Source organism: Rhodovulum sp. PH10 (assembly GCF_000293785.1).
GTDB lineage: Bacteria > Pseudomonadota > Alphaproteobacteria > Rhizobiales > Xanthobacteraceae > Rhodoplanes.
On record NZ_AKZI01000013.1, the window covers coordinates 1 to 12572 of the forward strand.

Consider the following 12572-nt stretch of genomic DNA (forward strand, 5'->3'; position numbering starts at 1 on the left):
CGTGCTGCAGCGCGGGCTCGCCCGGCTCCCCCGCCATTACGGCCTCGAAAGCGCCGCCCGCGGCCCCGATCGTGGCCGGATGCGCGCCTGGCAGGCACCGGCGGAGGTTTAGCGGCGAGGCGTGACGCTCGCGACCTCGGCGTTCGCGTCCTCGGCGGTGGCGCCGGGGCCGCGCAGTGTATAGTTCGGGACCCGCTTTCCCGAGGCCCCGAGTCAAAAATGCCCGCAGAACCGCTCGCCCGCCCGCTCGCGAAGGGCGACCACGTCTTCCTGATCGACGGGTCGTCCTTCGTCTTCCGCGCCTATTTCGCGATGTTCAAGGCGGCGCAGAGCCGGGGCCGTGCCTTCACCCGCTCGGACGGCCTGCCGATCGGCGGCGTGCTGACCTTCTGCAACATGATGTGGAAGATCCTTCGCGAAGGACTCGACGGCAAGACGCCGACCCACATGGCGGTGGTGTTCGATTATTCCGGCACGACGTTTCGCAACGCGATCTTCTCCGACTACAAGGGCCACCGCCCGGAGCCACCCGACGAGCTGATCCCGCAATTCCCGCTGATGCGGGACGCGGTGCGCGCCTTCGACCTGATCCCGGTCGAGCAGGAGGGTTTCGAAGCCGACGACCTGATCGCCACTTACGCCCGCGTCGCCCGCGAGGCGGGGGCCGACGTCACCATCGTCGCCGGCGACAAGGATTTGATGCAGCTCGTGCGCGACGGCGTCTCGATGTACGACCCGATGCCCGGCAACGAGCGGCGCATCGGCCCCGACGAGGTGTTGGCGAAATTCGGCGTGCCGCCGGAGAAGGTGCCGGACGTGCAGGCCCTGATCGGCGATCCGACCGACAACGTGCCGGGCGTGCCGGGGATCGGCGTGAAAACCGCGGCACAGCTGATCGGCACCTATGGCGACCTCGAGACGCTGCTCGCGCGCGCCTCCGAGATCAAGCAGGAGAAGCGGCGGCAGGCGCTGGTCGACAACACCGAGATCGCGCGGATGTCGAAGCGCCTGGTGCTGCTCGACGATCACGTGGATCTGGTCTGCCCGCTCGACGACCTCTTGCTCGACGGGCGCGACCCCAAGAAGCTGATCGCCTTCCTCAAGGCGATGGAGTTTTCCGGGCTGACGAAGCGCGTCGCCGAGGCGTTCGCCATCGATCCGAACGACGTCGAGGCCGATCCCGCGCTGCGCGCCAACGGCGGCGGCGAGGCGGAGGCGGACGCGGAGAGCACGCCGGACAACGGGTCGCGCCTGGCCGGCGCCTCGGCGCAGCTCGGGCTCTTGCCCGACGACGGCCGCCCGCGGCCGGCCGCGTCCCGCAACGGCGCGCAAACGCAGGCACAGACGCAGGGCATCGTGCTCTCACCGCAGGAGCTCGCCGACGCCCGCAAGGAGGAGGCGGCCCGGCAAAAGCTCGACCGTGCCGGCTACGAGACCGTGCACGATCTGGACAGCCTGTCGCGCTGGATCGCCGCCGCCACCGCGCAAAACCTCGTCGCGCTCGACGTGGCGACCAGCGCGCCCGACCCGATGCGCGCCGAGATCGTCGGGCTGTCGCTCGCGCTCGCGCCGGGGCGTGCGGCCTACGTGCCGCTCGGCCATCGCCGCGCCGACGATCTTCTCGCCGGTGGCGGGCTCGTCCCCGGCCAGGTCGGTCTCGGCGAGGCCCTCGCACTCCTCAAGCCGATGCTCGAAAGCCCGGGCGTCCAAAAGATCGGGCACGACCTGAAATCCGACCTGCACGCTTTTGCGCGCCACGGCATCACCGTCTCGGGCGTCGACGACGTGCAGCTCCTCTCCTACGTGCTCGATGCCGGCATCGGCGCGCACGCGCTGTCCGATCTCGCCCACCGCCATCTCGGCCACGAGGCGATGGCGCTCGCCGACGTGCTCGGCAAGGGTAAGGCGGCGGTGACCTTCGAGACGATCGAGATCGCGTCGGCGTGCCCCTATTGCGCCGAGCAGGCCGACCTCGCGCTGCGCCTGTGGCGGCTCCTGAAGGCGCGGCTGGTCGCCGAGCGGATGGTGACGGTCTACGAGACGCTCGAGCGGCCGATGGTGCCGGTGCTGATGCGCACGGAAAAGCGCGGCATCGCGATCGACCGGCAGGTCCTGTCGCGGCTCTCCGGCGAGTTCGCCCAGAAGGCAAACGGCCTCGAGGCCGAGGTGCACGGGCTCGCCGGCGAGCCGTTCAATCTCGGCAGCCCCAAGCAGATCGGCGACATCCTGTTCGGCAAGCTCGGGCTGCGCGGCGGCAAGAAGACCAAGACCGGCGCGTGGTCGACCTCCGCCTCGGTGCTCGACGAGCTGGCGGAGGAGGGCGAGATCCTGCCCGCAAAGCTGCTCGAGTGGCGGCAGCTGACGAAACTGAAATCGACCTACACCGACCAGCTGCCGACCTTCGTGAACCCCGACACCGGGCGGGTGCACACCACCTTCGCGCTCGCCGCCACCACCACGGGGCGGCTGTCGTCGGCCGATCCGAACCTGCAGAACATCCCCGTCCGCACCGAGGAGGGCCGAAAAATCCGCCGCGCCTTCGTCGCGCAGCCGGGCACCAAGCTCGTCTCGGCCGACTACTCGCAGATCGAGCTGCGGCTGTTGGCGGAGATCGCCGACATCCCGGCGCTGAAAGCCGCGTTCCGCGAAGGCCTCGACATCCACGCGATGACGGCCTCCGAAATGTTCGGCGTGCCGGTCGCGGGCATGCCCGGCGAGGTGCGGCGGCGGGCGAAGGCGATCAATTTCGGCATCATCTACGGCATCTCGGCGTTCGGGCTCGCCAATCAGCTCGGCATCGGCCGCGACGAGGCGGGCGCCTACATCAAGCGCTATTTCGAGCGCTTCCCGGGCATCCGCGACTACATGGAGGCGACCAAGCTCTTCTGCCGCACGCACGGCTACGTCACCACGCTGTTCGGCCGCAAATGCCACTACCCGGACATCGCCGCCTCGAACCCGTCGCTGCGCGCCTTCAACGAGCGCGCCGCCATCAATGCCCGCCTGCAGGGCACCGCCGCCGACATCATCCGCCGCGCCATGGTGCGGATGGACAAAGCCTTGGCCGAGGCGAAGCTGTCCGCGCAGATGCTTCTGCAAGTCCACGACGAGCTGGTGTTCGAGGTGCCCGAGAGCGAGGTCGAGGCGACGCTGCCGGTGGTCACGCGGGTGATGGAGGAGGCGCCGATGCCGGCGGTTTCGCTGTCGGTGCCGCTGAAGGTCGATGCCCGCGCCGCGGAGAACTGGGACGAGGCGCACTGATTTTTGCGGTCTCGGCGCTTCGGAGGGTGCGCAAAGCGGAGCGTGCGCACGCCTGCTGCAGCCCGTGTCTCGAGCCCGTGCGCACGGCGCGTTCCGCGCCGTTGCACACCCTACACGTCTCGTCTCGCGTTCACCGCCTGCGGATCGAGCCGACCACCTCGTCGGCGGCGGCCTCGAGGGCGGCCGCCTCCAGCACCGTGGCGGCAGGCCCCGCCGAGGCGATGCGCGGCGGCTGCGGCGCGCCCATGCTCGTCAGGAAGCCGCGCAGCGCCGGGTGGCGGGCGATCGCGTCGCTGCCGGCGTCGATCACCGCGTCGACCTGCGCCGCCGGCAGGCGGAAGCGGGTCGGCACCGCGTCGAGCACCTTGGCGCGCGCCGGCTCCAGCTGGTCGAAGGCGACGCGGCCGACGAACCACTCGACGTCGCGGCAGTTCCAGCCGGCGGTGGTGTCGCGCAGCCGCGCGACCTCGGACGACGACAGGCTGCAGCGCCACCGCACCAGGTCGTCGCGCCAGCGCGACAGCGTGGCGCGAAACGCGGTGTAGCTCGCCCTGACGCTCGCATCGAGCGCGGCATCGGCGGAGGCGGCGATCAGCTCGATGCCGCCCGGCCCGTCGAGCGTCTTGGCCCAGGTGCCCTGCGGCCCCTGCCCGGCATCGACCACGATGAACAGGATGCGGCGGAGCTTCACCGCCTGCCGCGCGCTGATCGGCCCGTAGGGCGTCGCCGCCGCCTCGCGCGCCACCGTGAAGCTCGACAGGCCGAAATTGTCGACCACCCCGCCGTCGACCAGCTTGACGTAGCGCATCGAGCCGTCGCGATAGCGCAGCATGCCGCGGGCGACCGCCTGCGCCATCGGGCTCGCCTGCGGGTCCTCGCTCGCGCGCAGCATCCAGGCGGGCAGCGGCGTGCGGCAGGTGTCGGGATAGGTCTCGAGCACCACCGGCGCGAAGGCGAGCGGCACCGCCGCCGAGGCCGCGACCGCCGCCGACACCGGATACTTGCCGAGGTCGCTGCACAGGGCCGCGAAGGTCTCCGGCGTGAAGACGAACGGCGTGCGGTTGTAGAGGTCGCTCGCATTGATCACGACCTGCGGACGCTTGCGGGCGAGCAGCGTGCCGAACGTCGCGCCGTGAAACAGGTTGGCGTCGAGCCAGCGGCGGAGCCCGACGTCGCCGTTGACGCCGCCGCCGAACGCCCGTGCGAGGGTGCCGAAGCTCAGTGTCGTCTCCAGCGCCGCCTCGGCGTCCTGGACGAGGAAGCGCTCGCGGAAATCGGCCAGCGCGCGCGGCCCCTTCAGGCCGAAATAGGCCGCCGTCACCGAGCCGCCCGACACGCCGGTGACGATGTCGACGCGGTCGAGCAGCGTCACCCGGTGACCCGCGAACGGCAGCGGGATGCGATCGAGCTCCTTCATCACGCCGAACGAGAACGCCGCCGCCCGGGTGCCGCCGCCCGAGAAGGCGAGCCCGACCATCACGTCGTCCTCGGACAGATAGTCGGCCGGACCACCGGTCACGGCGCCCGGCAGCGGCTGCGCGGTCGGCTGGTTGGCCGGCAGGTTCTGGACGTGAGCGCAGCCGACCACGGTCGCGGCGAAAGCGAGCGACACCAGCACACGAACGAAACGAACGAACACCATCACGCGACTCCCGGCGCGGCCCTCCACGCCGTACGACGATCGGGCCGACTATGTCACCGATCGGGTTACGTGGGCTTTACCTCGCCGGGCGCGGCGCGATTTCCCGGCGCGTGCGGCAAACGGGAGACACTTGCGCGCGCACTGCGCGGAACGTGCAGGAGTGCCATCGCACCATGTGGAAAAGGCGAGCCCTGACGAAAACGACCCGAATGGTGCGCGCCGAACTGCCCGCCAAGTGCCAGGGAGCAATGCGCTGCGGTTCTGGTGGTACGGTTGCGGCCGCCGCGCGCCGTGTGATCGACTTGACACCTGCACGAGCGTGATCGAGCTTCACGCCCGGTATCGGAGGGAACCAACCGATGAAGCTCGTCGGTGTCGCGGGCGTCGTCGTTTTCACGCTCATCACCAGCCCCGTTTTCGCCGCCGAGGGTCCGCATCTCGACGGCGCGAATCTCGATCTTCTGTGGGGCGTGCCGTTCGTCGGCATCCTGATGTCGATCGCGCTGTTTCCGCTGATCGCGCCGCATGTGTGGGAGCATCACTTCGGCAAGATCGCGACGCTGTGGGGCGCGGCGTTCCTGCTGCCCTGCGCGGCGCTGATCGGCCCGACCACCGCGGCGACCGAGCTGTGGCACACCGCGGCGCTCGAATACGTGCCGTTCATCATCCTCTTGTTCTCGCTGTTCGTGGTGGCGGGCGGCATCTGCATTTCCGGCAGCCTGGTCGGCACGCCGGCCGTCAACACGACGATCCTCGGCATCGGCACGATCGCGGCGAGCTTCCTCGGCACCACCGGCGCCTCGATGCTGCTGATCCGCCCGCTGATCCGCGCCAACCAGGCGCGCCCGACCAACGCGCACGTGTTCGTCTTCTTCGTCTTCCTGGTGTCGAACATCGGCGGCTCGCTGACGCCGCTCGGCGATCCGCCGCTGTTTCTCGGCTTCCTGAAGGGCGTCGACTTCCTGTGGACCGGCAAGGCGCTGATCGGCCCGATGGCGTTCGCGAGCGGCATTCTTCTGATGCTGTTCTTCCTGATCGACACTGTGCTGTGGCGCCGGGCGAGGATCACGCCGGTGCCGGCACCCGAGCCGGTCGGAGCCGCGGCGACGGACGCCGCTCCCGCGAAGCTGCGGATGATCGGCGGGCACAATATCGGCTATCTCGGCGGGATCGTCGCCGCGGTGCTGATGAGCGGCGTGTGGGAGTCGGGCATCGAGGTGCCGGTCGGGCTCGGCGTGACGGTGCCGCTCGAGGGCCTCGCCCGCGACGTCGTGCTGCTGGCGATCAGCCTCGCCTCGTGGCTGACGACCCGGAAGTCGATCCGCGTCGAGAACGCGTTCGCCTGGACGCCGATCCAGGAGGTGGCGATCCTGTTCGCCGGCATCTTCATCACCATCATCCCGGTCTTGGCGATTCTGCGCGCCGGGTCGGCGGGGCATCTGGCGTCGCTGGTCGCGCTGGTGTCGCACCCCGACGGCAGCCCCAACGATGCCGCCTATTTCTGGATCACCGGCGGCCTGTCGAGCTTCCTCGACAATGCGCCGACCTATCTGGTGTTCTTCAATCTCGCCGGTGGCGACCCGGCGACGCTGATGGGGCCGCTGCACACCACGCTGGTGGCGATCTCGGCCGGCGCGGTGTTCATGGGCGCCAACAGCTATATCGGCAACGCGCCGAACTTCATGGTGAAGGCGATCTGCGCCGAGCGCGGCATCGCGATGCCGAGCTTCTTCGGCTACATGCTGTGGTCGGGCGGCATTCTGCTGCCGCTGTTCGGGCTGATCACCTGGGTGTTCTTTTTGTGAGGCGCGCAAGAACCTCGTCGGCGAGCGACAGCGCCGCGGTGAGGCCGGGCGACTCGATGCCGAACAGATTGACGAGGCCCGGCAGACCGTGCTCGGCCGGGCCGTCGAGGAGAAAATCCGCGGCGGGCTCGCCGGGCCCGGTCAGTTTTGGGCGGATGCCGGAATAGTCCGGCACCAGCGCCCCGTCCTTCAGCGTCGGAAACCAGCGGCGGATGCTCTCGTAGAACGCGTCCGCCCGGTGCGGCTCGACGTCGTAGCTTTCGCGGTCGATCCACTCGACGTCGGGACCGAACCGCATGCGGCCGGCGAGGTCGAGCGTGACGTGGGTGCCGAGCCCACCCTCGACCGGGGTCGGATAGATCAGCCGGGAAAAGGCCGGGCGGCCGGTGTGCTGAAAATAATTGCCCTTGGCGAGGACGAGCGGCGGCACCCGCGCGGCCGGATACCCTTCGATGTTGCGCGCCAGCGCTTGCGCCCCCAGGCCGGCGGCGTTGACCACCGCGTCGACCGTGAGCGTGCCGGGCTCGGTGCCGCCAAAAGCGACCTGCCAGCCGGCGGGCGTCGGGGTCAGCCCGGTGACGGGCGTTTTAAAGGCGATCGCGCCGGAGCAATCCTCGATGTCGCCCTGCAGCGCGAGCATCAGCCGGTGGCTGTCGACGATCCCGGTTTCCGGCGACAGCGCCGCCAGCTTGCACCTCAGCGCCGGCTCGAGCTTTTGGGCATCTGCGCCGTCGAGCATTTGCATGCCCTCGACGCCGTTGCGCGCGGCCTGCGCGCACAGGCTCTCGACCTTGGCGGCCTCGGCGTCGCTGGTGGCGACCAAGAGCTTGCCGCACTTGCGGTGAGGAATCCCGTGGCTTTCGGCATAGTCGAAAAGCATCCGCCGGCCACGCACGCAGTGGAGCGCCCGCACGGATCCCGGCGGGTAATAGATGCCGGCGTGGATCACCTCGCTGTTGCGCGACGAGATGCCGGTGCCGATCGCGCCCGCCGCCTCGGCGACCACCACCTCGTGCCCGGCGAGCGCGGCCGCCCGCGCGACCGCGAGCCCCACCACCCCGGCGCCGACCACGAGGACTTGCATGCCGATCCTCCCGCGCCCGACCGAGGCGCCGAGCGGTGCCGGCTACCATCTCGGGCCAAGGACCGCAATCCGGCGCGGCTCGAAACGCCTCCGGCCCTCTACCGCCGGCGGAGCGCGCCCCCTACATGAATCCCGAAACCGGCGAGGTGCCTTGCAGGGCCTCGCCGACCCACCGAAGGCGCTCGCGCGCATCCCCGAGACAAAGGCGCCCACGAGCGCCGTTGAAACTCGGGCGCTCGCGCGCCCTGTGACGATGATCCGGTCGGCGCCAGCAGGGCTGCCGGGTCATGCCGAGGGAGAGACCGATGAATTTCGACAAGTACACCGACCGCTCGCGCGGCTTCGTGCAGTCGGCGCAGTCGCTCGCGCTGCGCGAGGGACACCAGCAGTTCGCCCCCGAGCATTTGCTGAAGGTTTTGCTCGACGACCCCGAAGGGATGGCGTCGGGCCTGATCCAGCGCGCCGGCGGCCGCGCCCGCGACGTCCATGCCGGCGTCGAGGCGGCGCTGAAGAAGCGGCCTAAGGTGGGCGGTAGCGGCGCCGGCCAGCTCTATATCGATCCGGGCCTCGCCCGCGTGTTCGACACCGCCGAGACCGCCGCCGAGAAGGCCAAGGATTCGTTCGTCACGGTCGAGCGGCTGTTGCTCGCGCTGGTGATCGAGAAGGACACGGAAGCGGGAAAAATTCTCGCCGCCGCCGGCGTCACGCCACAAAACCTCAACGCGGCGATCGAGGCGTTGCGCAAGGGCCGGACCGCGGATTCCTCCTCCGCCGAGAACGCCTACGACGCGCTGAAGAAATATGCCCGTGATCTCACCCAGGCGGCGCGCGACGGCAAGATCGATCCGGTGATCGGCCGCGACGAGGAAATCCGCCGCACGATTCAGGTTCTGTCCCGCCGCACCAAGAACAATCCCGTGCTGATCGGCGAGCCGGGCGTGGGAAAAACCGCGATCGTCGAGGGCCTCGCCCAGCGCATCGTCAATGGCGACGTGCCGGAAAGCCTCGCCGACAAGAAGCTCCTCGCGCTCGACATGGGGGCGCTGATCGCCGGCGCGAAATATCGCGGCGAGTTCGAGGAGCGGCTGAAGGCCGTGCTGCAGGAGGTGACCTCCTCGGACGGCGGCATCGTGCTGTTCATCGACGAGATGCACACGCTGGTCGGCGCCGGCAAGGCGGACGGGGCGATGGACGCCTCGAACCTGCTGAAGCCCGCGCTCGCCCGCGGCGAGCTGCACTGCATCGGCGCCACCACGCTCGACGAGTACAAGAAGCACGTCGAGAAGGACGCCGCGCTCGCCCGCCGGTTCCAGCCGGTTTTCGTCCCCGAGCCGACGGTGGAGGATTCCATCTCGATCCTGCGCGGCCTCAAGGAGCGCTACGAGGCGCATCACGGCGTGCGCATCACCGACTCCGCGCTGGTCGCGGCGGCGACGCTGTCGAACCGCTACATCACCGACCGCTTCCTGCCCGACAAGGCGATCGACCTGGTCGACGAGGCGGCGGCGCGGTTGAAGATGCAGGTCGATTCCAAGCCCGAGGAGCTGGATCTGATCGACCGCGAGATCATCCGGCTGAAGATCGAGCAGGAGGCGCTGAAGAAGGAGCACGACGCCGGCTCGCGGGCCCGCCTCGACGGCCTCGAGACCGAGCTCGCCGCGCTGGAGAAGCAGTCGGCCGACCTCACGGCCCGCTGGAAGGCCGAGAAAGAAAAGCTGTCGTCCGCCCAAAAGCTCAAGACCGAGCTCGACCAGCTCCGGGTGGAGCTGGCGAACGCGCAGCGCAAGGGCGAGTACCAGAAGGCGGGCGAGCTCGCCTATGGCCGCATCCCGGAGATCGAGAGGCGGCTCGCCGAGTCGGAGGCGGCCGAGCACAAAGGGCACCAGGGGGGCGCGATGGTCGAGGAGGCGGTCACCGCCGACCACGTCGCCCAGGTGGTGTCGCGCTGGACCGGCGTGCCGGTCGACAAGATGCTGGAGGGCGAGAAGGAGAAGCTCCTGAAGATGGAGGAGGGCCTCGCCCGCCGCGTGGTCGGCCAGGCGGAAGCGGTGCGCGCGGTCTCGACCGCCGTACGGCGCGCGCGTGCCGGCCTGCAGGACCCGAACCGCCCGATCGGCTCGTTCATGTTCCTCGGCCCCACCGGCGTCGGCAAGACCGAGCTGACGAAGGCCTTGGCGGAGTTCCTGTTCGACGACGAGCAGGCGATGGTGCGCATCGACATGTCGGAATACATGGAGAAGCACGCGGTCGCCCGGCTGATCGGCGCCCCGCCCGGCTATGTCGGCTACGAGGAGGGCGGCGCCCTCACCGAAGCGATCCGCCGGCGGCCCTATCAGGTGATCCTGTTCGACGAGATCGAGAAGGCCCACCCGGACGTCTTCAACGTGCTCCTGCAGGTGCTCGACGACGGCCGGCTGACCGACGGGCAGGGCCGCACAGTCGACTTCCGCAACACGCTGATCATCATGACCTCGAACCTCGGCTCGCAGGTCCTGATGGAGCAGGCGGAGGGCGAGGACTCCGACCTCGTGAAGGCGCAGGTGATGGCGGTGGTACGGTCGGCGTTCCGGCCAGAATTCCTCAACCGCGTCGACGAGATCATCCTGTTCCACCGGCTCGAGCGCGAGCAGATGGGGCGGATCGTCGAGATCCAGCTCGGCCGGCTGCAGAAGCTCCTGGACGAGCGCAAGATCGCCCTCTCGCTCGACGCGCGGGCGAAGGAGTGGCTGGCCGACAAGGGCTTCGATCCGACCTATGGCGCACGCCCGCTCAAGCGCGCGATCCAGAAGGCGGTGCAGGACCCGCTCGCCGAGCTGATCCTCGCCGGCAAGGTGAAGGACGGCGACACCGTCTCGGTGACGAGCGGCCCCGCCGGCCTCGTCTTCAACGGCGAGACGGTCGCCGAGGCGGCCTGACGGGCGCAGGTGCCGGCAGGCCGGGTGAACGGTCGAATCGGCCGGCGAATCCGGCGGCGAGCCGCCGAAAACGCCCCGCTTCGCGGGCGATCACGAACGACATCGCGGCAGGCGGTCGGAAACGGCCGCCTGCCGCTTGATTCTCGCCGTCGTTTGTCGTTCACGAGGACACGCTTTTCTTCACGCGTCGGGGGGACTCGTTCCGGGGGCTCGCCCTGGGGGACTCGTCTTCGGACCGACCCCGGACTCTTCCCCGCACCTGTTCGCAGGGACGAGTCCCCCGACGTTCGTTCGCACAAACCATCGGAGCACCCGCGCAATGACCACCTGGCCCGTGCATGCCCGAATCGACGGACCGATCGTCATGATCGGGTTCGGCTCGATCGGGCGAGGGACCCTGCCGCTGATCGAGCGGCACTTTCAGTTCGACAAGTCCCGCCTGGTGGTGGTCGATCCGTGCGACGCCGACCGCAAGCTCTTGGACGAGCGCGGCATCCGCTTCGTGCAGGCGGCGGTGACCCGCGACAACTATCGCGAGCTGCTGACGCCGCTGCTGACCGCCGGCGAGGGCCGCGGCTTCTGCGTCAATCTCTCGGTCGACGTGTCGTCCGTCGCGGTGATGGAGCTCGCCCGCGAGCTCGACGTGTTCTACATCGACACCGTCGCCGAGCCGTGGCCGGGCCTCTATTTCGACCGCACGGCGAGCACCGAAGCGCGCTCCAACTACATGCTGCGCGAGGCGGTGCTGGAGGCGCGGCGGCGCAATCCGGGCGGCCTCACCGCGGTGTCGTGCTGCGGCGCCAATCCGGGCATGGTGTCGTGGTTCGTCAAGCAGGCGCTGCTCGACGTCGCCCGCGACACCGGGGTCGCGACCGACGTGCCGACCACCCGCGAGGGCTGGGGCCGGCTCGCCCAGACGCTCGGGATCAAGGGCATCCACATCGCCGAGCGCGACACCCAGCGCGCCAAGTATCCAAAACCGCAGAACGTGTTCATCAACACCTGGTCGGTCGAGGGCTTCGTCTCGGAGGGCTTGCAGCCGGCCGAGCTCGGCTGGGGCACCCACGAGACCTGGATGCCGGACAATGGCTGCAGCCACAGCATCGGCTGCGGCGCGGCGATCTATCTGCTGCAGCCCGGCGCCAACACGCGGGTGCGCTCCTGGACGCCGACCGCGCAGGCGCAGTACGGCTTCCTGGTCACCCACAACGAGTCGATCTCGATCGCCGACTATCTCACCGTCCGCGAGGGCGACGCGGTGGTCTATCGGCCGACCTGCCACTACGCCTATCACCCGGCGAACGACGCGGTGCTGTCGCTGCACGAGATGTTCGGCGCGGCCGGCAAGCGGCAGGACAAGATCCACATCCTGGACGAGAACGAGATCGTCGACGGCATCGACGAGCTGGGCGTGCTGCTCTACGGCCACGCCAAGAACGCCTATTGGTACGGCTCGCAGCTGTCGATCGAGGAGACCCGTGAACTCGCGCCCTACCAGAACGCGACCGGCCTGCAGGTGACCTCCGCCGTGCTGGCCGGCATGGTGTGGGCGATCGAGAACCCGCAGCGCGGCATCGTCGAGGCCGACGACATGGATTTCGCCCGCTGCCTCGAGCTCCAAAAACCCTATCTCGGGCCGGTGATCGGCACCTACACCGACTGGACCCCGCTGACCGACCGCCCGGGCCTCTTCCCGGAGGACATCGACACCTCCGACCCGTGGCAGTTCCGGAACGTCCTGGTGCGCTGACCGCGGACGGGCACGGCGCGCCGGCTCACCGGTGCGCCTGCCTTCGGCTCATGAGACCTGCACGTCTGCGGCCGGGCGGCCACAGACGTGCGACGGGTTTGTAAACGGAACGTAA

The 12572-nt window shown here is 69.5% G+C and carries 6 protein-coding genes; 4 read left to right on the forward strand and 2 right to left on the reverse strand.

Annotation, left to right across the window (positions count from 1 at the left end; translation table 11 throughout):
- Positions 1-219 precede the first annotated feature (219 nt).
- A complete protein-coding gene (polA, locus tag A33M_RS03295) occupies positions 220-3261 on the forward strand; it encodes a DNA polymerase I (protein WP_008383446.1) in 3042 nt (1013 codons plus the stop codon).
- A 130-nt stretch (positions 3262-3391) separates the two neighbouring features.
- Here the strand turns inward: polA and A33M_RS03300 are convergent, their stop codons facing one another.
- Positions 3392-4903 carry a patatin-like phospholipase family protein gene (locus A33M_RS03300; RefSeq protein ID WP_008383448.1) on the reverse strand — a complete coding sequence of 504 codons (1512 nt, stop codon included), beginning with the start codon at positions 4901-4903 and terminating at the stop codon, positions 3392-3394.
- A 359-nt stretch (positions 4904-5262) separates the two neighbouring features.
- Here A33M_RS03300 and A33M_RS03305 point away from each other — a divergent pair, with 359 nt between their 5' ends.
- The gene (locus tag A33M_RS03305) at positions 5263-6708 is read left to right on the forward strand and encodes a sodium:proton antiporter (RefSeq protein WP_008383451.1); all 1446 of its coding nucleotides are present in this window, start codon (positions 5263-5265) and stop codon (positions 6706-6708) included.
- Here the strand turns inward: A33M_RS03305 and A33M_RS03310 are convergent.
- Complete coding sequence (locus tag A33M_RS03310) at positions 6686-7792, reverse strand: NAD(P)/FAD-dependent oxidoreductase (RefSeq protein WP_008383452.1); 1107 nt, start codon at positions 7790-7792, stop codon at positions 6686-6688. The two genes, A33M_RS03305 and A33M_RS03310, sit on opposite strands and share 23 nt — an antisense overlap.
- Before the next feature lie 305 nt (positions 7793-8097).
- Between A33M_RS03310 and clpB the strand changes: the two genes are divergently transcribed.
- Together clpB and A33M_RS03320 are read left to right on the forward strand one after the other, a co-directional pair.
- Positions 8098-10707 (forward strand): ATP-dependent chaperone ClpB, encoded by a 2610-nt coding sequence (gene clpB, locus A33M_RS03315; RefSeq protein WP_008383454.1) that lies wholly within the window; start codon positions 8098-8100, stop codon positions 10705-10707.
- A 319-nt stretch (positions 10708-11026) separates the two neighbouring features.
- Positions 11027-12457 carry a homospermidine synthase gene (locus A33M_RS03320; RefSeq protein WP_008383458.1) on the forward strand — a complete coding sequence of 477 codons (1431 nt, stop codon included), beginning with the start codon at positions 11027-11029 and terminating at the stop codon, positions 12455-12457.
- The last annotated feature ends 115 nt before the right edge of the window (positions 12458-12572 follow it).